This window comes from Geodermatophilus sp. CPCC 205761 (genome assembly GCF_051383655.1).
In the GTDB taxonomy this organism is placed as follows: domain Bacteria; phylum Actinomycetota; class Actinomycetes; order Mycobacteriales; family Geodermatophilaceae; genus Geodermatophilus.
The window spans coordinates 58,434-84,091 of the sequence record NZ_JALPKQ010000003.1; the positions used below are offsets into that span (position 1 = coordinate 58,434).

The 25,658-nt window shown below is 73.7% G+C and carries 17 protein-coding genes; 15 read left to right on the forward strand and 2 right to left on the reverse strand.

Features of this window, described 5'->3' with window-relative positions; translation table 11 throughout:
* The first annotated feature begins 653 nt into the window (after positions 1-653).
* The 6 genes from MY526_RS02685 to MY526_RS02710 all read left to right on the forward strand — a co-directional run bounded on the left by MY526_RS02685 (position 654) and on the right by MY526_RS02710 (position 11,499).
* Positions 654-4,607 carry an amino acid adenylation domain-containing protein gene (locus MY526_RS02685; protein ID WP_436703174.1) on the forward strand — a complete coding sequence of 1,318 codons (3,954 nt, stop codon included), beginning with the start codon at positions 654-656 and terminating at the stop codon, positions 4,605-4,607.
* A 48-nt stretch (positions 4,608-4,655) separates the two neighbouring features.
* Positions 4,656-5,330 (forward strand): serine O-acetyltransferase EpsC, encoded by a 675-nt coding sequence (epsC, locus tag MY526_RS02690; RefSeq protein ID WP_436703235.1) that lies wholly within the window; start codon positions 4,656-4,658, stop codon positions 5,328-5,330.
* A gap of 14 nt (positions 5,331-5,344) precedes the next feature.
* On the forward strand, positions 5,345-7,600 hold the full coding sequence (locus MY526_RS02695; protein ID WP_436703175.1) for a pyridoxal-phosphate dependent enzyme: 2,256 nt from the start codon (positions 5,345-5,347) through the stop codon (positions 7,598-7,600).
* Between the two features lie 47 nt (positions 7,601-7,647).
* Complete coding sequence (locus tag MY526_RS02700; RefSeq protein WP_436703176.1) at positions 7,648-8,949, forward strand: ATP-grasp domain-containing protein; 1,302 nt, start codon at positions 7,648-7,650, stop codon at positions 8,947-8,949.
* Positions 8,918-10,195 carry an ATP-grasp domain-containing protein gene (locus MY526_RS02705; protein ID WP_436703177.1) on the forward strand — a complete coding sequence of 426 codons (1,278 nt, stop codon included), beginning with the start codon at positions 8,918-8,920 and terminating at the stop codon, positions 10,193-10,195. Before MY526_RS02700 ends, MY526_RS02705 begins: the two co-directional genes overlap by 32 nt.
* A gap of 107 nt (positions 10,196-10,302) precedes the next feature.
* Entirely contained in the window at positions 10,303-11,499 is a 1,197-nt protein-coding gene (locus MY526_RS02710; RefSeq protein WP_436693748.1) for an MFS transporter, read from the forward strand.
* Between the two features lie 171 nt (positions 11,500-11,670).
* Here MY526_RS02710 and MY526_RS02715 read toward each other — a convergent pair whose 3' ends face one another.
* Entirely contained in the window at positions 11,671-12,822 is a 1,152-nt protein-coding gene (locus tag MY526_RS02715) for a nitric oxide synthase oxygenase (protein ID WP_436693747.1), read from the reverse strand.
* Between the two features lie 182 nt (positions 12,823-13,004).
* On the opposite strand from MY526_RS02715, the gene MY526_RS02720 reads away from it, so the two are divergent.
* Entirely contained in the window at positions 13,005-13,562 is a 558-nt protein-coding gene (locus tag MY526_RS02720; protein ID WP_436693746.1) for a cysteine hydrolase family protein, read from the forward strand.
* Between the two features lie 34 nt (positions 13,563-13,596).
* On the opposite strand, the gene MY526_RS02725 is transcribed toward MY526_RS02720, so the two are convergent.
* Complete coding sequence (locus MY526_RS02725) at positions 13,597-14,799, reverse strand: histidinol-phosphate transaminase (protein ID WP_436703178.1); 1,203 nt, start codon at positions 14,797-14,799, stop codon at positions 13,597-13,599.
* Between the two features lie 395 nt (positions 14,800-15,194).
* Here MY526_RS02725 and MY526_RS02730 point away from each other — a divergent pair, with 395 nt between their 5' ends.
* The 8 genes from MY526_RS02730 (at position 15,195) to MY526_RS02765 (ending at position 25,612) form a co-directional block, all read left to right on the forward strand.
* Entirely contained in the window at positions 15,195-16,457 is a 1,263-nt protein-coding gene (locus MY526_RS02730; protein WP_436703179.1) for a 3-deoxy-7-phosphoheptulonate synthase, read from the forward strand.
* A gap of 50 nt (positions 16,458-16,507) precedes the next feature.
* Entirely contained in the window at positions 16,508-16,888 is a 381-nt protein-coding gene (locus MY526_RS02735; protein WP_436693743.1) for a chorismate mutase, read from the forward strand.
* Between the two features lie 5 nt (positions 16,889-16,893).
* Positions 16,894-19,023: an aminodeoxychorismate synthase component I gene (gene pabB / locus MY526_RS02740; RefSeq protein WP_436693763.1), complete on the forward strand. Its 2,130-nt coding sequence runs from the start codon at positions 16,894-16,896 to the stop codon at positions 19,021-19,023.
* Positions 19,020-19,919, forward strand: a complete 900-nt coding sequence (locus MY526_RS02745; RefSeq protein WP_436693742.1) for a prephenate dehydrogenase/arogenate dehydrogenase family protein — start codon at positions 19,020-19,022, stop codon at positions 19,917-19,919. The genes pabB and MY526_RS02745 overlap by 4 nt, the downstream gene beginning before the upstream one ends.
* Positions 19,920-20,041: 122 nt before the next feature.
* The gene (locus tag MY526_RS02750; protein ID WP_436703180.1) at positions 20,042-21,742 is read left to right on the forward strand and encodes a class I adenylate-forming enzyme family protein; all 1,701 of its coding nucleotides are present in this window, start codon (positions 20,042-20,044) and stop codon (positions 21,740-21,742) included.
* Positions 21,739-23,067 carry an ATP-grasp domain-containing protein gene (locus MY526_RS02755; protein ID WP_436703181.1) on the forward strand — a complete coding sequence of 443 codons (1,329 nt, stop codon included), beginning with the start codon at positions 21,739-21,741 and terminating at the stop codon, positions 23,065-23,067. Before MY526_RS02750 ends, MY526_RS02755 begins: the two co-directional genes overlap by 4 nt.
* Complete coding sequence (locus tag MY526_RS02760) at positions 23,040-24,215, forward strand: GNAT family N-acetyltransferase (RefSeq protein ID WP_436703182.1); 1,176 nt, start codon at positions 23,040-23,042, stop codon at positions 24,213-24,215. Before MY526_RS02755 ends, MY526_RS02760 begins: the two co-directional genes overlap by 28 nt.
* 158 nt (positions 24,216-24,373) lie before the next feature.
* Complete coding sequence (locus MY526_RS02765) at positions 24,374-25,612, forward strand: MFS transporter (protein ID WP_436703183.1); 1,239 nt, start codon at positions 24,374-24,376, stop codon at positions 25,610-25,612.
* Positions 25,613-25,658: the final 46 nt, after the last annotated feature.

The following is a 25,658-nucleotide window of genomic DNA, read 5'->3' on the forward strand; positions in this document are numbered from 1 at the left end:
TCGCCCTGGTGGTGGACGCCCTACCCTCCGTCGACCCGTTCATCGCGCGCGGGATCAGGGTCTACGGCGTGGCCGACGGTCCGGTGGAGCGGGTCGGGATGGTCGGTCCGGGGCCGTACCTGCGCATCACCCCGCAGGTCTCCCGGAGCTGGAACATGGCCGGCCAGCCGGCCGGCGCGACCTGGTACGAGACGAGACGAGCAGTCCACGACGGCTCCGCGACCCGAGGCCCGCAGGTGACTTCGTCGCCGCTCTTCCCCGGGCCACCTGGTCCCCGCGTGTGCACACGTGGCTGACAGCACCCGGACGACGTCTGGTGAGCAGTTCTCGTTGCCCGGCGGAGGTCTCTGGGGTCCTCCGCCGTCACCGCTCGTCTTCCCCGCGACGTTGCGCCCCTGGCTGTGCCCGCCGCCGCCCTCGTTGCCGACTGTGAGCGCGGTCTCACGTCAGCCACACCCGCCCAGGGACTGAACGCGAAGGGGACGCAACCTGCTGTTCGGCCCCTGCACGAAGCCACGCGCCACCTGCGCTCGTCACGGCGTGTATTCCGGCCGCGTCGGCGGTCTCTGGTGGGTGTGCACGACCAGAGACCTCCTCCCGCCAACCCCGGTGCCCGCGTCCCGCGGCGCTCGGCGGCCGACCCGGCGCCCGCGGTGTGCCTTTCCGACCTGCTGCAGGGGCGGGCGCTCGTGCACCCCGATCGGACGGCGGTCCACGACGGCGGCCGCCGCCTGACCTTCGCCCAGCTCACCGCCGGCAGCGCAGAGCTGGGTGCTTCGGTGTGGCGCCTCGGCGTCCGACCCGACGACCCGGTCGGCGTCTTCCTGGAGCCGTCACTCGACCTGGCGACGGCGGTCTGGGGCGTCGTGTACTCGGGCGGCGCCTACCTGCCGCTGTCGCCGGAGTACCCGGACGAGCGGATCCGGCACATGGTCACCGACGCCCGGGCACGAGTCGTGCTGACCGACCGGCAGCTGGCGCCGCGGCTGGGCGGGCTGGTCCCCGACGGCACCGTGATCGTCGCGCTGGAGGACCTCCAGGCGGCGAGGCCGCCGGCACCGTCCGGGTTCCGTGCCCCCGTCGGGCCGCGGAACCTGGCGTACGTCATCTACACCTCGGGGAGCACCGGCACCCCGAAGGGCATCATGATCGAGCACCGCTCGATCGTCAGCCAGCTCGGCTGGCTGGCCCGCGTGCACGGGCTCGACGGGCGCCGCACCGTGCTGCAGAAGACGCCGCTGAGCTTCGACGCCGCCCAGTGGGAGATCCTGGCGCCGGCCTGCGGCGCCACCGTGGCGATGGCCGGGCCGGGCGTCTACCGCGACCCGGACCGGCTGCTCGACCTGATCGCCGAGCACGGCGTCACCACCCTGCAGGGCGTCCCGACGCTGCTCCAGGCACTGGTCGACACCGACCGGCTCGGCGCCTGCTCCTCGCTGCGTCAGGTGTTCAGCGGCGGAGAGGCGCTGACCCGCCGCCTGGCCGTCGAGCTGCTCGATGCGCTGCCTGGCGCCGAGCTCGTCAACCTGTACGGGCCGAGCGAGTGCACCATCAACTCCTCCTCGCACGTCGTCGACCGCGACGCAGTCGGGGCCGGGCCGGACGTCGTGTCGATCGGCCGACCGGTGGACGGCACGGCCTACCACATCCTCGATCGCGCCGGTTCGCCGGTCGGGCCGGGCGAGATCGGCGAGCTGCACGTGTCCGGCGTCCAGCTCGCCCGCGGCTACCTGCACCGGCCGGACCTGACCGAGGAGCGCTTCCGCCCCAATCCGTTCAGCAGCGACCCGGCGCACTCTCGGCTGTACCGCACGGGAGACCTGGCGCGCTGGGACGCGGGCGGCAGCGTGGCCTTCGCCGGCCGCACCGACAGCCAGGTCAAGCTGCGCGGCTTCCGGGTGGAGCTGGACGAGATCCGCTGCGCCATCGAGGCGCACGACTGGGTGAAGCGGGCTGCCGTCGTCGTACGTGACGACTCGCGCACCGGCGCCAACCTCGTGGCGTTCGCCGAGCTGAACCAGCGCGAGGCCGCGTTGATGGACCAGGGCAGCCACGGCTCGCACCACCGGTCCAAGAGCAGCCGGCTGCAGATCCGCGCGCAGCTGTCCGACCCCGGATGCCGCGACACGGAGGACGTGGCCGCCCGCCCGCGGATCGACCTGGCCGGCCGCACCCCGACGGCCGCCCAGCGGGAGGCGGTGTTCGCCCGCAAGACGTACCGCTTCTTCGAGGGCGGCGAGGTGACCCGGGACGACCTGCTCCTCCTGCTGGACGCCCCCCGGCCGGACGTCGCGCCGCGGCTGCCGGAGTCGCTGACCGGCGCCGAGCTCGGCGGGCTGTTGCGCTGGTTCGGGCAGTTTCGCAGCGAGCAGCGGCTGCTGCCGAAGTACGGCTACGCCTCCCCCGGTTCGCTGTACGCCACACAGCTCTACCTCGAGCTGTCCGGCGCCGTCGGCGACATCGCACCGGGCCTCTACTACTACCACCCCGTGCACCACCAGCTGGTGCTCATCCGGCCCGGTCACGGCGCCGCCGGCGGCGGTCTCCGGCTGCACTTCGTCGGCCGGACCTCGGCGGTGGAACAGGTGTACCGCACGAACACCCGCGAGGTGCTGCAGATCGAGACCGGGCACATGCTCGGCCTCTTCGACGCCGTGCTGCAGAGCCACGGGCTGCTCGTCGGCGAGCCGGAGCCGGCGCCCGGCCTGCTGGCGGCGGTGGGCGCGGGGCCGGCCGACCACCATCTCGGCAGCTACGCCGTCGGGCCGTTCACCGGCCCCCGGATCGACCCGGTCGAGGTGTACGTGCAGGCCCACCCGGGCCGCGTCGCGGGGCTCCAGCGCGGCCTGTACCGGTACCTCGCCGGCCGCCTGGAGCAGGTCGGCGACGAGCTGGTGGAGAAGCGGCACGTCGTCGCCATCAACCAGGAGGTGTACCGGCGGGCCGGCTTCGGCGTCAGCCTGCTCAGCAGGCACCCGGAGCCCTGGCAGCGCTACGTCGAGCTCGGCCGCACCCTGCACCACCTGCAGATGAACGACCTCGGCCTCGGGTTGATGTCGTCCGGCTACAGCTCCGAGACCGGCAACGACCTCCCGTCGGCCCGCCGGATCGCCGAGACGCTGGGCCTGTCGGGCGGAGTTGCCTCCTACTTCGCGCTGGGCGGCCGGGTCAGCGACACCCAGCGACGCAGCGAGGGCATGAAGGAGGACGTCGTCCACATGCGGGGACCGGCCGAGATGGTCAGGGACGACCTCGCCGAGCGCCTGCCGCGCTACATGGTCCCCAACCGGGTGGCCGTGCTCGACGCGCTGCCGCTGACCCCCAACGGCAAGGTCGACCTGCGTGCGCTGCGTGAGCTGGACGAGGCGGCGGCCGGCACCGGCGACGCGCCGATGGTCGCACCGCGCACGCCGACCGAGGAGGCGCTCGTCCCGCTGTGGCGGCGAGCGCTCGAGCTCTCCGAGCTGTCGGTGCACGACGACTTCTTCCGCTGCGGCGGGAACTCGCTCGTCGCGGTCGGCCTGATCGGACGGATCAACCGCGAGCTGGGCGGCCGACTCCCCGTGCAGGCGCTGTTCGAGGACCCCACCGTCGAGGCACTGGCTCGCCGGCTGGACCGGAACTCGAGCGGCGGGTCGTCCCGGCTGGTCCGGCTGGGCACCGCCGAGGTCGGGCGGCGCCCGGTGTTCTGCTGGCCAGGGCTCGGCGGGTACCCGATGAACCTGCGGCTCCTTGCCGGCCGGATGCCCGGTGGTCGCCCGCTGCTCGGCGTCCAGGCGCACGGCATCAATCCGGGTGAGGCGCCGTACCCGACGCTGGCCGAGATGGCAGCCCGGGACGTCGAGCTCATCCGGCGCGAGCAGCCGGAGGGCCCCTACACGCTCTGGGGTTACTCGTTCGGCTCGAGAGTCGCGTTCGAGGCGGCGCACCAGCTCGAGCAGGCCGGCCACGAGGTGGACGAGCTGCTCCTGATCGCCCCCGGCCATCCGCGCCTTCGCGCCGACCTGCTCGAGCCGGCCGCGGGCGGCCGGCGAGCAGCCGGCCCGACCGACTTCGACGACCCGTCGTTCGTCGCGATCCTGTTCTCCGTCTTCGCCGGGCGGATCGACCACCCGCTGCTGGACGCCTGCCTGCGGGCGACGCGCGGCGAGGACTCGTTCCTGGACTTCGTCCACTCCCGTCTCGGGCTCCTGGACGGCGAGGTGGCGCGCCGCGTGATCCGCGTGGTGCGCCGCACGTTCGGCTTGGGGTTCACCGAGGACGAACTCGCCCGGCGACGGATCGCCGCCCCGGTCGCGGTTCTCGCCGCTCGTGGTGACGAGCCGTCGTTCGTGGAGACCGCGGCGGGGCGGGCGGCCTGCTCGCCGGAGGTCCTCCGCCTCTGCGCGGACCACTACGGCCTCCTGCGCGACTCCGGCGTCGACGAGCTGCTCGACGCCGTCCACCACGGCCGTGCCCACCGGAAGGACGCCCCCATGCCGCACGTCTCCGTCAGGCACTCTCCGCGCCGGCTCGGAGCGGACCGGAGCCCGAGCCCGGTCCGACACGTCCACCAGCCGGAGATCGTCCGCGGGAGGGCACGGCTGATCACGGAACCGCAGCACTGATCCCGGCTGCTGAACCCATCCGTGAAGAAGGGCTGTGTCGTGCACGAGATGATCGCGCGAGCCGTCGAGGACATCACCACCATCGTGGCTCGCGACCCATCGGTCCGGAGCCGCGGCGAGGCCCTGCTGCACCCGGCGCTGCCGGCGCTGTGGAGCCACCGGGTGGCCCACGTGCTGCACCGGCGGGGGTGGCGACGGGGCGCGCGTGCCCTCGCCGGCCTGGCCCGCGCGGCCAGCGGCGGCGTCGAGATACACCCGGGCGCGCGGCTCGGCCGACGGGTGTTCATCGACCACGGCGCGGCGCTGGTGATCGGTGAGACCGCCGTCGTGGGCGACGACGTCACCATCTTCCACCAGGTCACGCTGGGCGCCGTCGGCTGGTGGCGGGACGCCGAGCGGGACGACGGCGAACGGCGCCATCCGAGCATCGGCGACCGGGTGGTGCTCGGGGCCGGCGCAACCGTCCTCGGCCCGGTCACCGTCGGGGACGACGCGTTGATCGGCGCGTCCGCGCTGGTGCAGACCAGCGTCCCGGTCAGTGCGCGCGTGCTCGCCAGCCCTGCAGCCGTCCTGCTGCCCCACCCCGCGCCGGCGACCGACGGCCCGGGCCGGGTGCCGGGCACCGCCCCGGCTGGCGCGCTGCGTGTCGTGGCCGGTACCGGCTGCCGGCCGAGCGCTACCCCACCGCCGCCCACCCCCCGGGACCACCGGCCCAGCGCCTGATCGGAGACCAATTCGTGCGACACCTCGGAATCCTGGAGAGCAACCTCTCCGGCTCGGGCTTCGAGGGCCTGCGGATCAGCAAGGCTCTCGGCTGCCACGTCACCTTCTTCACCCGCGACGTGCAGCGCTACCTCGACGTCCCCGGTGCACCGGCGTACTTCGACGACTACGTCGACGAGATCGTGCACTGCGAGACGAACGTCCTCGAGGAGCTGCTGCCGCACGTACGGGCGATCGCGGCCCAGCGGCCGTTTGACGGGTTCCTCACGCTGGCCGAGTACGACGTCGTGGTCGGCGCCCAGGTCGCGGTCGAGCTGGGGCTGCCCACGGTCAGCGTCGAGGGCGTCCGAGTGGCCCGCAACAAGGCGCTGATGCGCCGCCGCTGTGCCGAGGCCGGCCTGCCGATGCCGGCCTTCCGCACCGTCGAGACACCGGCCCAGGCCCGGGAGGCAGCTCTCGGGGTGGGCCTGCCGTGCGTCGTCAAGCCGGCCGACGAGACGAGCAGCGCCGACGTGCGCCGGTGCCTCACCCCGGATGAGGCCGCCGGACACGTCGCGCTCATCCGCACCAGGGTGGAGAACACCCGCGGCCAGGCCCGGTACCACGAGCTGATGGTCGAGGAGTGCGTGCGCGGGCCCGAGGTGAGCGTCGAGGTGCTGGCCGAGGGCGACCGCTTCGAGGTGCTGGGCGTCACCGACAAGTCGCTGGCCGGCCACGGGTACTTCGTCGAGATCGGGCACTCCTTCCCCTCCGCCCTGCCGCCGGAGACCGTCCGTGCGTGCGGCGAGCTGGCCACCGATGCCCTGCGCGCCGTGGGTTTCGACCTCGGGATGGCGCACGTCGAGATCCGGGTCACCGAGTCCGGGCCGCGACTCATCGAGATCAACCCGCGGCCGGCCGGTGGCAAGATCACCGACCTGGTCGACCACGCGCTGGGCATCTGCTGCCTGGAGCTCGCCATCCGGCAGTACCTGGGACAGTCGCTGCCCGACGTCGTGCTGCCGCCCGCGCCGGTGGCCGGCGCCGCCATTCGCTACCTCAGCGGCCCGCCCGGTCGGGTCGTGGCGGTCACCGGTCAGGAGCGGGCGGCCGGCATGCCCGGCGTCCTCGAGGTGACGCTCAAGCCGAAGCCGGGCGACGTGCTGCGACCGTTGCACCGCAACGGCGACCGCGCGGGCCACGTGCTGGTCGTCGCCGAGACGGCGGCGCTGGCCAGCCGAACCGCCGAGGCGGCCGGCCACGAGATCGGCATCCACACCGAACCCCTGGCGACCGGCCCGGCGGGCACGTCGATCGCCGACCTGGTCGGCCGCACTCCGCTGGTGGAACTGGACCTGCAGCGTCTGCTCGACGCGGAACCCGGAGGCGCCCGGGTGCTGGCCAAGCTGGAGATGCTGAACCCCCTGTCCAGCAGCAAGGACCGCGCCGCGCTGTCGATGCTGGCGGGCGCCGAGGCGCGCGGCGAGCTGGCCCCGGGCGGCACCGTGGTGGAAGCGACCTCCGGCAACACGGGGATCTCCCTGGCCGCGCTGGCGGCCGCCCGCGGTCACCGGTGCATCATCGTGCTGCCGGACAACGCCACGCCGGAGCGGCTGCACATCCTGCGCGCCCTGGGCGCGGAGGTGGTGCGGACGCCGGCCGAGGGCAGGTACGAGGCCGCCGTCGCGAAGGCCGAGGAGATCCACCGCGCCACGCCCGGCTCGTGGTTCTGCCGCCAGCACGAGAACCCCGACAACGTCCGGGCGCACCTCCAGACCACCGGCCCGGAGATCTGGGCGGCCACCGGCGGCGAACTGGACGTCCTGGTCTGCGGCGTCGGCACCGGCGGCACCTTGAGCGGCATCGCCCGCTACGTCAAGCAACGCAGACCCGGGGTGCGCGTGGTCGCCGTCGAGCCGGCCGGCTCGCCACTGCTGTCCGGCGGCGTACCCGGCCCGCACGGGATCCCTGGCTTCAACGGCGGGTTCATCGCGGCCACCACGGACCGGGATCTGATCGACGAGGTGGTCACCGTCACCGATGCCGACGCCCTGGCGACGGCGCACCGGCTGGCCCGCAGGGCCGGCCTGCTGGTCGGCGTGTCGGCCGGGGCCGCAGTGCACGCCAGCGGGATCGTCGCTGCGCGGGCGGGTCTGGCCGGCGCCGTCGTCGTCACCGTTCTGCCGGACACCGGCGAGCGCTACCTCAGTGCCTGGCACCGGGAAGCCGAGTCGGCTGTGCCGGTGGCCGTTGCGCCTGAGCCGGTCATCGTCTCCGGCGGTGTGCCCTGAACGGTGAGCCTCCCGCTGCGGACGGGCGTCCGCGGCTGCTCATGGTCATGCCGTACCGGCAGCTGGTCCGGAAGGCCGTCGAGGAGGGGTTCTGGGTGGCCGCCCTGTGGGACCCGACGCTGGAGACCCCGGAGTACCTGGACGACGTACGGGCGGCCGCGGACGTCATGGTCCTCGCCGACTTCGCCGACGGTCCTGGGCTGCGCCGCACCATCCGGGAAACGGCGGAGCGGTTCGGCGTCGCGACGATCTACCACGTCGGCCGCGAGGAGACGATGCTCGCCGCCTACGAGGTCGCCGAGCTGCTCGGAGCGGAGCTGAACCCGGCGACCGCGGTGCGCCTGCTCACCGACAAGCTGGCGATGCGCCGACACCTGGCCGACTGCGGCATCTCCGCCGTCCGGTTCGCGGCTGCAGCGACGCGGGCGGACGTCCCGGCAGCGCTCGCCGAGGTGGGCTTGCCGGCCGTGGTCAAGCCGACCGCACTGGCCGGCAGCCGCGGCGTCTTCCTCTGGCGGCGGGCCGAGGACGGCGCGGCGTGGACGGAGCTCGTCGACGGTTTCGGCTGCGCGGGCCCGTTCCTCGTCGAGGAGTACCTGCGCGGCCCGGAGTTCAGCGTCGAGACGCTCAGCCACCACGGGCGGCACCAGGTCGTCGGCGTGACGGAGAAGCAGCTCGGGCCGCCGCCGCTGTTCGTGGAGGTCGGGCACGTCCACCCTGCGCGCCTCCCACCGGACCGGCGGCGCGCCGTCGAGGACCTGACGACGAGCTTCCTCACCGCGTGCGGCTACCGTTTCGGACCGGCCCACACCGAGGTGATCTGGACCGCCGACGGCCCGCGGATCGTCGAATCACAGGCCCGGCTGGGCGGCGACCGCATCCCACGACTGGTCCAGCTCAGCTGTGGGCTGGACATCGAGCGCGCCGTCTTCGCGGCGCTCGCCGGCCGCCTGCCGGCGCGGGCCACGCACACCGCGACGGCGGAAGTCCGCTTCGTCACGCTGCCGCCCGGGCGGGTCGATGCCGTGCGCGGGCTGCAGGCGGCGCGTCGGCTGGGCGGGGTGGACGAGCTGACGCTGCGCCCGCGGCCGGGCGACGTGCTGACCCCCGTGCGCGACTCTCGCGACCGGCACGGGCACGTCATCGTGTCCGGCGCCGGACCGGAGGAGGCGACTGCGCGGCTGGACGAGGTCCTCGCGACGATCGCGGTGGTCGTGAACGGCGTCGCCCACCGGCTCGACGGTCGGCCCCACCGGACCGTCGGCTGCCGACCAGCTCGCCTTCGCACCGTCACCGAGGCCCCGGAGGGCATCGACCATGTCGTTCCAGCAGCCCCTGCCTGCAGATGAGCAGGTCGTCTTCGTCGGGTTCAACTCCGCCTACCTGCGGGCGATCGAGGGCCGCGCGCCGACCGGCGGCATCGTCGTCCTCGAGGAGCCGGACATCATCCGCAAGCGCTCCCTGGCGGGCGCGGCGGACGCCTTCGACTGCCTGGACCGGATCGTCCCGGTCGCGTACCAGCAGTCCTCCGACGTCCTCGAAGCGGGGGCCGCGGTGGCCGGGCAACGGTCGGTGGCCGCCGTCGTCCCCGGCCTGGAGTACGCCGTACCGGCGGCCGCCGCGCTGGCCGCGGAGCTGGGCCTGCCCGGCGCGACCGAGCCGGCCGCACAGGCGCTGCGCGACAAGATCCAGCTACGGCAGGCGGCCGAGGCCGGCGGGGTGCGAAACCCGGACTGGCGCGAGGTCCACGGCCCCGACGACGTCCTCGCCTTCGCCGGCGGCCGACCGGTGGTCCTCAAGCCGGCCAATCGTCAGGCGAGCGTGGGCGTGGTGCTGCTCGACGCGGTCGACCCGGTGTCCACGCGGGCCGCGTGGGAGCACGCCTGCCGGGCGCATGAGCGCACGCAGGTGCCGGACCGGGAGCTGGCCTGGCGGTACATGGTCGAGGAGCGGCTGCGCGGCCCGGAGTTCAGCGTGGAGGCGCTGGTCCGCGCCGGCTCGGTGATCTTCGAGAACGTGACGGCGAAGACCGTGGTGCCCGGGCCCTACCCGGTCGAGCTCGGCCACCTGGTCCCGGCACCGCTGGAACGCACCACCCGCGCCGCCTTCGCGGCGGCGACCCGGTCACTCGTCGCGGCGATCGGCTTCGACACCGGCATCCTGCACGCGGAGTGGATCCTCACCGAGCACGGCCCGACGCTCGTCGAGTGCGCCGGCCGCTGCCCCGGCGACCACGTCGTCGACCTCATCGACCTGGCCTGGGACACGAGGCTCCGGTTCACCCTCATCGACCTGCTGGCCGGCCGGCCGGTCACGCTCCCTGCGGCGCCCGCCCGGGCGTCGGCGATCCGGTTCCTGGCCGCCGAGCCCGGCACCGTCGTGGACGTCATCGGCGTCGACGCGGCGTCCCGGCTGCCCGGCGTGCACGACCTCTCGGTCGAGGTGACGCGGGGCGACCCGGTCGGGGTGTGGGCGTCGTCCTGGGACCGCTGTGGACACGTCCTGGTCACCGGGGCCGACCCGGCCGACGCGCAGAGCCGGGCGGTGGACGCCAGCGCAGCCGTCCACATCGCGACGAGCTCGTCGGATCTGTGACGACCCCCACCCGGACACCGCCCCCCTCGGCGCGGCGCCGCTCGAGCCTGCGCGCACGCGCCACGCACGCGGAGCCCCGGCCCGGCCTGCCCGGCGGGTCGGTCGGCATGCGACTGGCCGTGATGGCCCTGGTCGACGCGGTCGGCACCGGCGCCTTCCTGGCGGTGTCGGTCCTGTTCGTGACCCGTTCGGTGCACCTGTCGCCGGCCGAGCTGGGCCTCGGCCTCACCCTGTCCGGGGCGATCGCGCTCGCGACGACCGTCCCGATCGGCGCGCTCGCAGACCGGATCGGCCCGCGCCGGGTGCTGGTCGGTCTCAGCCTCTGGCGCTGCGGTGGCTTCGTCGCCTACGCGTTCGTCCAGAACCTGTGGCAGTTCCTCACCGTCGTCTGCCTGCTCGGCCTGGTCGACAAGGCATCCGCGCCGATGTCCCAGGCGCTGGTCGGGCAGGCGGTGGCGGCCGCCGACCGGATCCGGGTGATGGCCACCCTCCGGGCGGTGCGCAACGTCGGGATGAGTGCGGGAGCGATGCTCGGCGGCCTGGGCATGCTCGTCGACACCCGCCCCGCCTTCAGCGCCGTCCTGCTCGCCAACGCGGCGTCGTTCGCCGTCCTGGCCGCGCTCGCCGCGGGGCTGCCGCGGCTGCTGGTGCCGGCCGCCGGACTGCGCCGCCGGTTCTCCGTGACCGTGTTCCGGGACGGCGCCTTCCTGGCGTTCACGGCCGTGAACGCGGTCCTCACCATGCACATGACCCTGCTCAGCATCGGACTGCCCCTGTGGATCATCGGGCACTCGCACGCCCCGCCGGCCGTCATCGCGCCGCTGCTGGTGGTCAACACGGTGCTGGCCGTGGCGCTGCAGGTCCGCGCCAGCCGCGGAACGGACACCGTCCCGACCGCGACGCGGGCACTGCGCCGGGCCGGGATCGCGCTGGCCACCTGCTGCCTGCTGCTGGTCGGCGTGCCGCGGCTCGGCGCCGGACCGGCCGTCGTCCTGCTGCTGGTCGCGATGGTGGCGCTGACCGCGGGCGAGCTGTGGCAGTCGGCCGGCGGCTGGGGCGGCTCCTACCTGCTGGCCCGGCCGGGGCAGGACGGCGTCTACCTGTCGGTCTTCTGGCTCGGCGTCGCGGTGCAGCAGATCGCGGCGCCCGTCGTCCTGACCCGTGTGCAGGCCGCCGGCACGGCCGGCTGGGTAGCGCTGGCCGCCGTCCTCGCCGGCTCCGGACTGCTCGCGCCGGCGGTCGGCCGCTGGGCGCTGGCCCGGAGGTCCGCCGGCCGGGAACCGGTCGCGGTCCCCGCCACCTGAGCGGTCCGGCTCGGGGACCGTCACCCGGGCGATCGTCCACCTCGTCGCGGAGCTCCTCCGCACGCGGGAGCACCCCCACGGTCGTCGACCGTGGGGGTGCTCCCACGTGCGCGCCGGTCCGGGGGCAACCGGGCGGAGGGACGCCGACCCGGCAGGAGCCGGCACGCCGGCTCAGGCGGCCTCGTCCTCCGCCCCGCGGAAGAAGTTGGGACGGCGCACGGTCGGGTCGTAGGCGCAGTGGTAGACGGGCGTGGTGGAAGGTGACATCGGCGGGACGATCCAGGCCCAGTCGGCGTTGACCTCCCGCCCGGACCGCATCTCGGTCTGCACATACCGGTGGAACTGATCGGTCATCGTGTGGTGGTCGACGATGCGGACACCCGCGCGCTCGAAGGACCACAGGACCGCGGCGTTCAGCTCCACCAGAGCTCGGTCCTTCCACAGCGTTCGAGCGGAGGAGACGTCACATCCCAGGTGCCGCGCCACCGTCGGCAGCATGTCGTAGCGGCTGGCGTCCCCGAAGTTCCGCGTGCCGATCTCGGCAGCCACGTACCAGCCGCTGAAGGGCGCGGCAGGGTAGGACACGCCCCCGATCTCCAGGCGCATGTCCGAGACCGTCGGGAAGCTGTACCACCGCAGCCCGAGGGACGCGAACCACGTGTGGTCGGGATGCGTGATGGCCACCTCGGGGGTCACCGCGTCCGGTAGCTCGAACAGGGTGGTGCCGTGTCCGGGCACCTCGACAGCGACCGGGAGGATGTCGAACGCCCCCGGAGGATCCCGGTCCCAGCCCAGGTCTCGGATGGTGTCGGTCAGGGCGAGGTTCGCCGGGTCACCCACGATCGAGCCGTCGGCTGCCCGGTGTCCGGCATAGCGGACGAGCTGGTCGTTCAGGATCCGCGGGCCGGGGCGTCCGGGCGCGTCCGGTGCGAACACCGACAGGACCGGCTTGATCCGGCCCCCGTTGCCCGCGAGCCTCAGGTGCTCGACGAGTTCGTCCCGGATCCCCTCCGGGGACGACACGGTCCGGCAGTCCCTGACCTGCAGGGTCCGCCAGTACAGCTTGCCGATGCACCTCGTGTGGTTCCGCCATGCGATCCGGCAGCCGAACTGGAGCTCGGCCGCAGTGTGGACATAGGTCCCCGTCCGCGAGATCTCGTCGACGATGGCCTCCCACCGCGGCTGCCAGAGGTCGTCGGGCATGCGGGTCTCCCGCCGGAAGACCTGCATGAAGTCGCTCGCGGCTGCCAGCACCGAGGCGGGCGGCGCCGCTGCCGGCGGTTCCGGCGTTGCCGGGCAGAAGTCGTGACGGGATGAGTGCACCGTGCCTCCAGGGATGCGCCGACGGCGGCTTCTTCGCGAGGACAGAGCCGGCCCGGCGCGGTCAGATACGGCGGTGCCGGCGTATCAGGGGCGGACGCGCGGTCCTCCGCGTAGCGGGGGTCGGGGCGTCCCGTTCCCCGAGGGCCGAACGGGCCCGACCACCAGCCAGCCCGGGAGGAACAGTGGCGTTGCCCCGCACGGCCACCCTGCTCGTCGTCGACGTCCAGGAGGCCTTCGACGACCCCAGCTGGGGGGCGCGCAACAACCCCTCGGCCGAGTCGAACATCGGAGCCCTGCTGGACCGATGGCGGTCCACCGGCCGCCCGGTCGTCCACGTCCAGCACCGCAACCCCGCACCGGGGAGCCTGTTCCACCCCGACGCCCCGGGGCACCGGTTCAAGCCGGTGGCTGCCCCGCTTCCCGGCGAGGCGGTCGTGCACAAGTCGGTGAACAGCGCCTTCATCGGTACGGATCTGGAACGGCGGCTGCGGGCCCGAGCAGAAGTGGACCTCGTCATCTGCGGGCTGACCACCGACCACTGCGTGTCGACGACGACCCGGATGGCGGGCAACCTCGGGTTCCGTGCGCGTCTCGTCGGGGACGCGACCGCGACCTTCGAGCGGACCGGCCCCGACGGGCGCCACTACGGCGCAGATCTCGTGCACGACACCGCCCTGGCCAGCCTGCACGGCGAGTTCGCGGACGTCGTGGCGACCGAGGACGTCCTGCTCGACCGTTGACACGGGCGGCCCGTCTGCCCGCCGGGGCGCCGGATCACGGCGCCGCGGGTGACGGTGGACGGCCCGCGGTGCGGCGCGCGTACGCCGCGGCCACGGCGAGGAAGGCGTCGTTGGCGGCCGGCAGCCCGACGGTCACGCGGATGCCCTCGCCGGGGAAGGGCAGGACGAAGACCCCGGCCGCCGCGCAGGCGTCGGCGAGGTCGTTGCTGCGAGCACCGGCGGCGACCCAGAGGAAGTTGGCGTGGCTCTCGGGGACGGGCCAGCCCTGCCGGAGGAGCGCCACGCGGACCCGGTCACGTTCGGCGATGACCTGGTCCACCCTCCGATCGAGGTCCCGGGTCACGTCCAGCGACGCGAGTGCCGCCGCCTGTCCCAGGCCGCTCACCGCGAACGGCGGGACCGCCGCGCGCAGGGCAGTGGTGAGAGGGCCGTGGGCGATGGCGTAGCCGACCCGGAGACCGGCGAGCCCGTACGCCTTGGAGAAGGTCCGGAGCACGGCGACGTTGCGGTGCCGGCGGTAGAACTCGAGACCGTCCGGTACGTCCGGGGCCCGGACGAACTCCCGATAGGCCTCGTCGATCAGGACCGGCACGTCGCCCGGGACCTCGCTGAGGAACCGGTGCAGCTCGTCGTGCTCGATGCAGGCTCCGGTCGGGTTGTTCGGGTTGCACAGGACGACCAGGCGGGTCCGGTCGGTCACGGCGCCTGCCATGCGGGGCAGGTCGTGCCGGGCATCAGCGGTGAGCGGAATCCGGATCGAGGTGGCGCCCGAGAGGTCGGCGAGCGCCGAGTACGCCTCGAAGGACCGCCAGGCGTAGACCACCTCGTCGCCCGGACCGCAGCTGACGGCCAGCAGCTGTGCCAACAGGGCGGCGCTGCCCGCGCCGCACACGATGTCGTCGGCGGGGACGGCCAACCGTGCCGCCAGCGCCGACCGCAGAGCACCGGCCCGTGGGTCCGGATAACGGTTGATCTCGGAGGCGCCGTCGACGATGGCCTGGCAGACCCCGGCCAGCGGCGGGTACGGGTTCTCGTTCGCGAACGAACGGTGGGCGGGGAAACGGGCGGTGAGCGCGCTCACGTCGCCGGCCAGCTGCGCCCGCATCAGGTCGGGAACGGAGGACATCGGGTCGGGCGCGGTGCTCAGGGCATCGGCCGACCGCAGCGACCGTGGCCCGGCGCGTCCGGCCCTCGGGGCCGCCGGCGCGTCGGTGGTGGTACGGGCGAGCTCGGACATGACGGCTCCTTGACGGGCCGGGCCGCGGGCCGGGCGCGCAGATCCCCGTCGGAGCGTGGTCGGCTGTCCAGGATCCGACGACCCGTCGGGCGGGATGCCCCGTGCGGTCTGCGTGCGGGGCCGGCTCCCCAGCGGAGCCCGCGGCCCCCTGGTGGATGGGGCTTCTGGCGGAGAACCGGCGGCGGTCCGCTGATACACGTGCCCCGCAGACGAGCGCCGTCCGGCGCCGCCGGGCCGCACGCTCCCGGCCGTCGGCCGGCAGCCGCCGTATCACCGGGCTCCCGAACTGCTCTGCCCTCTGCGTCCGGCCGGCGAGGTGCCGTGGGAGCTCGACCCCGACCTCCCAGCCGGCCGGTGTCGTACGTGCGCCGCCGAGCAGAGGAACGAGGTACCCCATGGGCTCCGCCGTCCGTACCCCCGGATCAGCTCCGCCGACGGGCGATCCCGGAGCCGCCGCCCCCGCACGAGCGCCCCAGCAACCGGACTGGCCGGACCTCGATGCCGTGGCCGCGGCTCGCCGGGAGCTGGCCGCCCGCCCCGCTCTCGTTGGACCGCGCTCCGTCGCCCGGCTGCGCGCCAGGATGGCCGCCGCCGCACAGGGGCGCGCGATGGTCGTCCAGGGCGGTGACTGCGCCGAGGCCTTCGGGACCGATGCCGAGACGGTGCGCCGCACCCTGGGCGTCCTGGCGGGGGTCGCCACCGTGCTCAGCAGGGCCGGCGGCGTACCGGTTGTCGAGGTGGGCCGGATCGCCGGCCAGTACGCCAAGCCGCGCTCGTCACCGATCGAGCGCGTGGGCGATCGAACGCTTCCGAGCTTTCGCGGCCACATCGTGCACGACCACCGCCCGAGCGCCGCCGCCCGCAGGCCGGACCCGCGCCGCCTCGTGCGCGCCCACGACGAGGCCGCCGCCACGCTGCGGGCCGTCGACGCCGCGACGGCAGGACGTCGCTCTCCCGTCTGGACCAGCCATGAGGCCCTTCTCCTCGACTACGAGGAACCACTGGTCCGGCGGGATCCGGTGACCGGCGGACGGTACGGGGGCTCGGGGCACCTCCTGTGGCTCGGTGAGCGCACCCGCGATCCGGACGGCGCCCACGCCAGGTTGCTCGCCGGCCTGAGCAACGCCGTCGCCTGCAAGCTGGGCCCGGACGCCGCGGTCCGGGACGTGCTGCGGCTGTGCGAGCTGCTGGACCCCGACCGTCTCCCGGGTCGTCTCTCGCTGATCTCCCGGATGGGGGCGGATGCCATCCGGGCAGCCCTCCCACCCCTGGTCCGTGCCGTCCGCGACGCCGGCCACCCGGTCGTCTGGCTCTGCGACCCGATGCACGGCAACACGGTGGCCGCGACCGGAGGCGGGAAGACCCGGTCCCTACGCGCGGTGATCGACGAGGCCGTCGCGTTCGTGGCCGTGCACCGGGACGAAGGCACGTGGCCGGGCGGGCTGCACCTCGAACTCACCGGGGACGACGTCCACGAGTGCGTGGACGACGCGACGGAGCGCCCACCCGCGGGCCGGGCCACGTCGTTGTGCGACCCCCGGCTCAACGCGCAGCAGGCCCTGACGGTGGCGGGCGCCATCAGCGACGTCCTGGGCCGCACCGCGGCCGGCCCATCCGCGGCCGTCCGGGGGGACGCCCCGGTATCAGACGCCGCCTGACCCCCTCCGTTCAGCCGTCACCCCGACTCACGTCTCCAGAGGAACCACTCATGCGTCTTTCCCCGCTGGCCGGCGACGGCAGCGCAGGCCCGGTCTCCGGTCAGGAGCTCGCGCCTCTCCGGATCCGGCTGGACAGCATCGACGAGGCGCTGCTCGACCGGCTGCGCGAGCGGCTCGAGTGCTGCCGCGCGATCGCCGCCGTCAAGGAGCGGCACGGCCTGCCGATGATGCAGCCCGACCGGATCGAGTTCGTCCGCCGGCGCGCCAGCAGGTACGCCACCGACCACGGCCTCGATGCCGGCTTCGTGGAGCGGCTCTACGCGCTGATCCTCGCCGAGGCATGCCGGCTGGAGAGCGCGCTCATGGGCGAGGACCGGCAGCCCGGCTGTGAGCCGATGGGCAGCTGCACGATCCCGGCGGAGCTCACGTGACGGGGATGCGAACGCTGCTGATCGACAACTACGACTCCTTCACCTACAACCTGCACCAGCTCCTGGGCGAGGTCACAGGCGTGGCCCCCACGGTCGTCCGCAACGACACGGCCTGCTCTCGGGAACTGCTCGAGCAGTTCGACAGCGTGGTGATCTCACCGGGCCCGGGCCGGCCGGAGCGGGTGGCGGACTTCGGCATCAGCGGGCAGGTCATCCGGGAGAGCGGACTGCCTCTGCTCGGGGTCTGCCTCGGTCATCAGGGGCTGTGCCAGCTCTTCGGTGCGGCCGTCACGCACGCGCCTGCTCCGATGCATGGCCGGATCTCACCGGTCCACCACAGCGGCGGCGGTGTGTTCGCCGGGTTGCCGTCGCCCTTCGCCGCGGTCCGGTACCACTCACTCGCCGTCACGGACCTCCCGGACGAGATCGAGCCGCTGGCGTGGACTCCCGACGGCGTCATCATGGGCGTCCAGCACCGGTACCTGCCGATGTGGGGCGTCCAGTTCCACCCGGAGTCGATCAGCAGCACCCACGGCCGCGAGCTGCTCGAGAACTTCCAGGAGCTGGCCCTGGCGGCCCGGGGACGGGCTCGCGCACGCCGGCGCCCGGTTCCGCCCCGGGCCGCCCCGTCGGGCCCCCGGGTCGGGGCATCGGGGCGTTACCGCGTCCACGTCCGGCAGTTGCCGTTCCTCCCCGATCCGGTCGCGGCGCTGGAGGCGCTGTTCCCGCAGGGTGCGCCCCGCTTCTGGCTGGACAGCAGCGACGTGGGCGCGGCGTCGTCGCGCTTCTCCTTTCTCGGGGACGGCCGCGGCCCTCTCGCGGAGTACCTGACCTACGACGTCGCAACGCGGACCGTGACGGTGGACCGTGGCGGCGAGCGGCGGCGCATCCAGACCGCGTTCTACGACTACCTGGACGAGCAGCTGCGCAGCCGCCGCGCCGAGACCCCCGAGGGTCTCCCGTGCGACTTCAACCTCGGCTATGTGGGCTGCCTCGGCTACGAGCTGAAGGCGGAGACGGGGGGCAAGGCGGCCCATGGGGCGCGGACGCCGGATGCGGCTCTGCTGTTCGCCGACCGGATGCTCGTGCTCGACCACCGGGAGGGCTCGTGCTACCTCGTGGGCCTGAGCGTCGATGACGAGACCACGACGCTGGCGTGGCTCTCCGAGAGCGCCGCGACGCTCTCGTCGTTGCCCGGCCGCGACGCCGGGCCGATGCGACCGACCTCCCCTGTGGCCCTGGTCGGGATGACCGACCCGTCGGTCCGGGACCGACTGACCCTGCGACAGGACGAGGGCTCCTACGCACGCCTGGTCGGGGAGTGCCTGGCCGAGATCCGCGACGGTGAGTCGTACGAGATCTGCCTGACCAACGCTGTCACCGCCCGGACGACGGTCGACCCGCTCAGCACCTACTCGTGGATGCGGGAGGTCAGCCCGGTGCCGTACGGAGCGTTGCTGGACTTCCCCGGGCTCGCCGTACTGAGCGCCTCCCCCGAGCGGTTCCTGTCGATCGGCTGTGACGGCACCGTCGAGTCCAAGCCGATCAAGGGCACCCGGCCCCGGGGGGCGTCACCCGAGGAGGACGAGGCGCTCCGGCGAGATCTCGGCAGCCGGGAGAAGGACCGTGCCGAGAACCTCATGATCGTCGACCTCGTCCGCAACGACCTCAACCGCGTGTGTGAGCTCGGCTCGGTGCACGTACCGCAGTTGTTCGAGGTGGAGACCTACGCACCGGTCCACCAACTCGTGTCGACGATCCGCGGCACCCTGCGCCCGGAGGTCTCCGCCGTGGACTGCGTGCGAGCCGCCTTTCCCGGTGGCTCCATGACCGGGGCCCCCAAGGTCCGCACGATGGAGATCATCGACCGGCTGGAAGGGGGGCCGCGAGGGATGTACTCCGGGTCCCTGGGCTGGTTCTCCCTGAGTGGTGCGGCCGACCTGAACATCGTCATCCGCACCCTCCTCGTCACCGAGGGCGAGGTCAGCTTCGGCGTCGGCGGCGCGGTGATCGCCCTCTCCGACGCGGCGGAGGAGTTCGAGGAGACCGTCGTGAAGTCCCGCGTCATGGTCACCGCCCTCGACAGGAGGGCACACGGGGACGACGCACCACCGCGCCTCGCGGAGTGCGCATGACCGCGCCCGCCGACCCGCGGCCGGTCTGCGTGGTGATCGGCGGCGCCGGTCAGGTCGGCCGGATGTTCGTCGATGTGCTGCTCGGTCTCGACGCGCGGGTCTGCGTGGTGGATCCCGCCGGCCGGCCGGTGTGGCTGCCGGAAGGCTGCGCTTTCGAGCGGGGCGACGTCACCGCCCCGGGTCCGGGACTGGCAGCGGTTCTCGCCCGCGCCGACGTCGTCGTCCTCGCCGTGCCCGAACGGGTGGCCCTGGAGGCCGTCGGGAGTCTCGCCGCACTCATCCGGCCCGACGCCCTGCTCGTGGACACGCTGTCGGTCAAGACGCGCATCGTCCGGGCCGTCGCCGATGCCTTTCCCCGCGCGGAGGCGTTGAGCCTGAACCCGATGTTCGCCCCGGCACTCGGGATGACCGACCGGCCCATCGCAGCCGTCGCGATCCGGGACGGACCGCGCTCTCAGGAGCTGCTCGCCGGCATCAGCCGCCAGGGAGCCTGCATCATCCGGCTGACCGCCGACCAGCACGACCGGATCTCCGCCGCGGTGCAGGCCCTCACCCACGCCGCGGTGTTGGCGTTCGGGCACGCGCTGGCCGGGCTCGGGGTCGGCTCCGCCGAGATGGGGGCGATGGCTCCGCCTCCTCACCGCCTGCTCCTCGCCCTGCTGGCGCGGATCGACGGCGGCTCGCCCCACACCTATTGGGACGTCCAAGCCGCCAATCCCTACGCCGCCCGCGCTCGAGATCTGCTGGTCCAGAGCACGGCCATGCTCGCCACCATCGTCGACACCGGCCGGCAGGACCGCTTCGCCGAGGTCTTGGGCGACATCCGGGACCTGCTCGGCCACGACGCCGAGCACTACCGGCAGCTGTGCGCGGAGGCGTTCCGGCACTCCGCGTGAGATCTGCTCACGCCCTCGCCCGGGGACGGACCGTCCGTCCCCTTCCCCTGCCGTGACCGGGCAACGACCGCACGGCATGCCGTCGCCACGACCGTCCTCCGGCCCCATCGAAAGGCGAGATCATGACCACTCTCCCCTCCCCCACCGTCCTGTCCCAAGGCCAGCGGCACTCGCTCGCCGTCGACCCCGACTTCGGCGGCGGCAGCGTCCTGCAGGCGGCCCTGTCGGCGAACCCCTGCCCCGACGTGCCGTTCATCCGCCTCGCCCGGCCGCTGGTCGGCACCGACGGTCAGCCGGTTCACGAGCTCAGCCTGTCCCGGCTCGACCACCTCGCGCAGAGCTGGTCGGTCTGGTACCTGGCGCGCGGCGTGCGCCCCCGCGACCGGGTCGCCATCTTCCTCGACGACTCGTTCGCCTACGCGGTCCACTTCTTCGCCCTGTCCCAGATCGGCGCCATCCCGGTGCTGGTCAACAGCCGCGCCTCCCGCGCGACCGCACTCGCGCTGTGCCGGCAGACGACGCCCGTGGGCCTGTGCACCGACGCTGCACGGCTGCGGGAACTCGGCGATGTGCGGACGTCCCTGGGTGTCCACTGGGTCAGCGTCACGGAGGAACTGCCGGCTCCCCCGCCGGCACAGCTGTCCGAGGCGGACCGGTTCCGGCACGCTCCCGACGATCCCGTCTCGATCCTGCACTCCTCGGGGACGACCGGGCGGCCCAAGCCCGTCGTACAGACCCACAGGTCGAGCACGGCGGGGCCTCGCTTCCGCATGCTCAGCCACGCCGAGACGCCCGGGGCCGTGATGATGACCGCGCTGCCCCAGGCCCACCTCGGGTGCATCGCGTACACGACCTACGCCGTGCTGACCGGAACCCCGATCGTGGCCCTCCACGACCCGACCGGCGCCGAGCTCGCCGCCGCGGTCGGCACCTACCGGCCCAGCTCCGTCATGGCCTTCGCCCACGCCTACGGCGAGTTGGCCGAGCTGGACCTGCCCCCGGGCTCCCTGGACTCGGTCAACGCGTGGGTGACCATGGGGGACGCGATCCACGAGGCGCACCTCCGCAAGATCCTCCAGCAGCGCAGCCCACACCTCCCCCCGAGCCAGTTCCTGGACCGGCTGGGCACGACCGAGCTCGGCTGGGGCGCGCTCCTGCACGTCAGCACGCACGGCTCGCCACGCAAGGACCGCTGCGTCGGTCGACCCACGGGCGTGGCCGACGTCACCGTGCTGCGCCCGGACGGCACCCATGCGGACGTCGGCGAGGTCGGGTTCCTCGGGGCACAGGGGCCCGCGGTCACCGCCGGCTACTGGAACGACGCGGACACCACCTACCGGAGCATGCTCGCCGGCTACTGGCTCACCGGCGACGTGGCCTACCGGGACCACGACGGCTCCTTCTACCAGGTCGACCGTGCCGTCGACGCCATCAGGACACCTCAGGGCACCGGCTTCTCCGTGCTCATGGAGGAAGTCCTGCTCCGCGAGGTGGCAGAGATCTCCGACTGTGCGGTGGTGGCCGGGGCGCGGGAGGGCACCCACGTGCCGGTGGCCGTCGTCCGATCGGCGACCCCCGGGATGCACCCGGCGCGGCTGCTCGAGCGGGCCAACGCCGCACTCCGGGCGTCGGGCCAGCCCGAGCTGGCGCTGCTGGAGGTCGCCCGCAGCGAGGCGGACCTCCCGCTCGGCGTCACCGGCAAGGTCCTGAAGCGGGTGCTCCGCGAGAAGTACGCGGACCTCTCGGCGTACGCCGCGGCCGCCGAGGACCGGGTGCTCGCCGTCCACGGTGGCTGCTGCGGGGCCGCGGGGTGCGCCGCGTGAGGCACCTCGGTGTCGTGGAGTCCAATCTGGCCGGGTCGGGGTTCGCAGGCCTCCGCATCGCGAAGGAGCTCGGCTGCCGGGTCACGTTCTTCACGTCCGGGACGGACCGCTACTTCGCCGTCCCGGGCGGCCGCCAGCACTTCGAGGCGTACGTCGACCGGATCGAGCTCTGCCAGACGAACGAGATCGCACCGTTGCTCGACCGGGTACGTGCCGTGCACGCCGTCCAGCCGCTGTCGGGGTTGCTGTCCATGGCCGAGTACGAGGTGGTCGTCGCCGCGATGGCCGCCGCCGAGCTGGGGCTGCCCGGTCCGGACGTGGACAGCGTCCGAGCTGCCCGCAACAAGGTGGAGATGCGCCGGCGCTGCGCGCAGCGCGGGGTCCCGATGCCCGCCTTCCGCAGCGTGACCGATGCGGCGGCCGCCGTGCAGGCGGCCCACGAGGTCGGCCTCCCCTGTGTCGTCAAGCCGGCCGACGAGACCAGCAGCGCCGATGTGCGCCGGTGCACCACCGTCGAGGAGGTGGTCGAGCAGTTCGAGACCATCCGGGCCACCGTGTTCAACGTGCGCGGCCAGCGGCGTCACCGCGAGGTCCTCGTCGAGGAGTGCGCGCTGGGCTACGAGGTCAGCGTGGAGGTGCTGGCGGGGCGGCGGCCGCAGGTGCTCGGTGTCACGGACAAGTCCGTGGGCGGGACCAACCGCTTCGTCGAGGTGGGCCACCTGTTCCCGTCCCTGCTGCCGGCGCCGATCCGCGCCGCCTGCGAGGACGTCGCGCTCGACGCCGTGGCCGCCCTCGGGTTCGACCTGGGACTGGCGCACGTGGAGATCAAGTACACCGCCGACGGTCCACGGCTGATCGAGGTCAACCCGCGGCCGCCGGGTGACCGGATCACCGACCTGATCGATCTCAGCCTGGGCACGTCCTGCCTCGAACTGGTCGTACGGCAGTACCTGGGCGAGCGCGTCGACGGAGGAGCGGCCACGTCCCCGGTGCGCGGTGCGGCGATCCGCTTCCTCACCGCCGAGCCCGGGCGGGTCGTCGGTGTCACGGGGACCGACGTGGCGGGCGCGATGCCCGGCGTGCGCGAGGCGGTCGTCTCCGTCGCACCGGGCGACCTGGTCCCCCCGCTGCACCGGAACGAGGACCGGGCCGGCCATGTCCTCGCTGTGGGCGAGAACGCCTACGTGGCGGCTCGGCGAGCCGAGGCCGCCCTGGGCGAGATCGCCGTTCGGACGGTCGCCGCACGCCACCCGCAAGGCGGTGGGGATCCCCGCCACGACGTCCTGGGAGCACCCCTGTGCACTGCAGCCCATCCGGCTCCGTAGCGACGCCCGGGAACCCGGCGCTCGGCGGACTGGACGCCACCGCGTGGGATCGCCTCGCGGCGGAGCACTTCTACTCGTCGGCGGACTGGTTGACGTTCTGCGCCGGTCACGGTGGCGGGATCTCGGGTGCCGTCGTCAGCTCCGTCGACGGGCTGCCCTCGGCCGCGGTCCCCGTCTGGGAACCCACCGAGCCCCCGTCTCCGCTCTACCGCTGGAACGACGTCCTCTCCGGACACGGCCTGCCCACGCTCCCCGAGCGGGGCCTGATCGTGGGTCCGCGGCAGGGCTACCAGACGCACATCCTCTCGGCGAGTGGACCCGTGCGCGCGGAGGCCGTGGCCGAGCTCGTGTCCCTGGTGCAGACCTGGCCGCTGGAGAGATGCCCGCGTGGCGACGGCAGCGCCCGCGTGGCCATGTACGTGACGTCGGCCGATGCACAGGCGCTGGCGGACGCCGGCGTCACCCACACCCCCGTGCTGCTCGAGGCCGATGCCTGGTTCGACCTGCCGCCCGGTGGCTGGGACGCGTGGTTGGCCACACTCCCGGCCAAGCGCCGCAGCAACGTGCGGAACGAGGTCGGCCGCTTCCAGCGGGCCGGGTACACCGTCGACCACCTGCCGCTGGCTGAGTGCTGGGCGGAGCTGGCGCCACTGGCCGCGTCGACGCAGGCCAAGTACGGCCACGTGGCGCCCGAAGCGCACTGGCGGGGCCTCCTCCATCGGCACATGACCGGCATGGGTCGGGCGGCCCGGGTCGCGGTCTGCCGGAGGCGTGGTGGCGACATCGTGGGCTTCTGCCTGTACTACATCCGGGGGAACACGCTCTTCCTCCGCTGGGCCGGGTTCGACTACGACCGGCTCGACCGCGCCGCCGAGTACTTCAACCTCGTCTACTACAGCCAGGTGGCCCGCGCGCCGGAACTGGGCGTCCGCCGGCTGCACGCCGGGGTCAAGGCCCTGGAGGCCAAGGTCCTCCGCGGCGCGCGCCTGCGTCCCCTGTGGATGGTCGACCTCGACCCCGACAGCGTGCTGAAGGGCGCCGACCCGGCGATCCGGCAGCACAACCGCGCCACCCGTGAGCGGCTGCTGGCCGAGGCGGGCTCCGGGTCGGCGGTCGACGACCCCGGCGCATGGCTCCCGTTCGCGTGAGCGACCGTCCCCACCGGGAGGAGCGCGACCGCGCACCCGCGGTGCGTCGAAGGCCGGCCGGGGGGGTCGGCGCTGCCCGGCACCGGCAACCGCGGGCGGGCACCGGTGTCCGCCGCAGGCTGGCGAGCCTCCTGCCGGCGGGTCGAGCGAGCCGCGCGGTGCTCGCAGCATCCCTGATCGACTCGATCGGCACCGGCTTGTTCCTCGCCGGTTCGGCGCTCTTCTTCACCCGGGCCGTGGGGCTGGGCACGGGGCAGATCGGGTTCGGGCTGTCCCTCGCCGGGGTCATCGGCCTGCTCTGTGCCGTGCCCCTCGGCAGGCTGGCCGACCGTCTGGGGAGCAAGCGGGCACTGGTCCTGCTGCTCCTGTGGCGGGGGGCGGGTTTCCTCGCCTACCTCTTCGTCGACGGCTTCTGGAGCTTCGTCGCGGTCGCCTGTCTGCTCGGCGCCACCGAGTGGGCGGTGGGCCCGGTGCTGCAGGCGCTGGTGGGCGCCACGGAGGAGCCTGCGTCGCGCGTCCGGACCATGGCTGCCATCCGGGCGGTGCGCAACGCCGGCTTCGCGTGCGGCGCACTGCTGGCCACGCTGGGCATCGCCCAGGACTCCGCAGCGAGCTACCGCGCGCTGGTGGTCGCCAACGCGATCTCCTTCTGCCTCGCCGCCGCCCTCCTGGCCCGGCGACGCGTTCCGCCCCACCGCCCAGCCCCACGACAGGCGGCCGCCCAGGCGGTGCGCGTCCATGACCCGAGGTACCTGGTGCTCGCGACCGCCAACGGGGTCCTCGTCCTGCACCCGATTCTCCTGAGCCTGGGACTCCCCCTGTGGATCGCCAGCCGGACGAACGCTCCTCCGGCACTCGTGGGGGTCATCGTCACGATCAACACCGTGCTGGCGGTCGTGGCCGGACTGCGTCTGAGCCGGCGCGTGGAGGGCGTGCGGGCGTTCGCGAAGCGGCAGCACTGGTCGGGCTGGTGCCTGGCCCTCTGCTGCGCCCTCGTGGCGGTGACCGAGTCGCTGGACGGCCTCACCGCCAGCATCGCCCTCCTGATCGCCGCCGTGGCCCTGACACTGGGCGAGGTCTGGCAGTCGATCGGCGCCTGGGGGCTCTCGTACGCGCTGTCCCCGGAGGACCGGCGCAACTACTACCTCAGTGTGTACAACCTGGGGCAGCCCGTCGCCGCGATCATCGGCCCGGTGCTGCTCACCACCGTCGTCCTGAGCGCGGGAGCGGTCGGGTGGCTGGCCCTCGCCGGCGCCTTCGCCGCCACCGGTGTGGGGGCCCGGGTCGTCGCGACCTGGTACTCCCCGAAGCGGGCCCACCGCGGTGGCCGATCCCTGGCCCGCGGCGCACGGGTCACGGGCCCGCCGGCCGCCGCGGCCGTACTCGAACAGGCGTGACGGGGACCAGGACACGACAGCGAAGGCGAAGGCGGAGGTGGAGCGG

What these genes read in the sequence shown, in the direction of transcription:
- epsC (WP_436703235.1), top strand. Translation starts at nt 4,656, where the DNA reads ATGATCGCGCGAGCCGTCGAGGACATCACCACCATCGTGGCTCGCGAC.
- MY526_RS02700 (WP_436703176.1), top strand. Translation starts at nt 7,648, where the DNA reads ATGCCGTACCGGCAGCTGGTCCGGAAGGCCGTCGAGGAGGGGTTCTGG.
- MY526_RS02705 (WP_436703177.1), top strand. Translation starts at nt 8,918, where the DNA reads ATGTCGTTCCAGCAGCCCCTGCCTGCAGATGAGCAGGTCGTCTTCGTC.
- MY526_RS02710 (WP_436693748.1), top strand. Translation starts at nt 10,303, where the DNA reads ATGCGACTGGCCGTGATGGCCCTGGTCGACGCGGTCGGCACCGGCGCC.
- MY526_RS02725 (WP_436703178.1), bottom strand. Translation starts at nt 14,799, where the DNA reads ATGTCCGAGCTCGCCCGTACCACCACCGACGCGCCGGCGGCCCCGAGG.
- MY526_RS02730 (WP_436703179.1), top strand. Translation starts at nt 15,195, where the DNA reads ATGGGCTCCGCCGTCCGTACCCCCGGATCAGCTCCGCCGACGGGCGAT.
- MY526_RS02735 (WP_436693743.1), top strand. Translation starts at nt 16,508, where the DNA reads ATGCGTCTTTCCCCGCTGGCCGGCGACGGCAGCGCAGGCCCGGTCTCC.
- pabB (WP_436693763.1), top strand. Translation starts at nt 16,894, where the DNA reads ATGCGAACGCTGCTGATCGACAACTACGACTCCTTCACCTACAACCTG.
- MY526_RS02745 (WP_436693742.1), top strand. Translation starts at nt 19,020, where the DNA reads ATGACCGCGCCCGCCGACCCGCGGCCGGTCTGCGTGGTGATCGGCGGC.
- MY526_RS02750 (WP_436703180.1), top strand. Translation starts at nt 20,042, where the DNA reads ATGACCACTCTCCCCTCCCCCACCGTCCTGTCCCAAGGCCAGCGGCAC.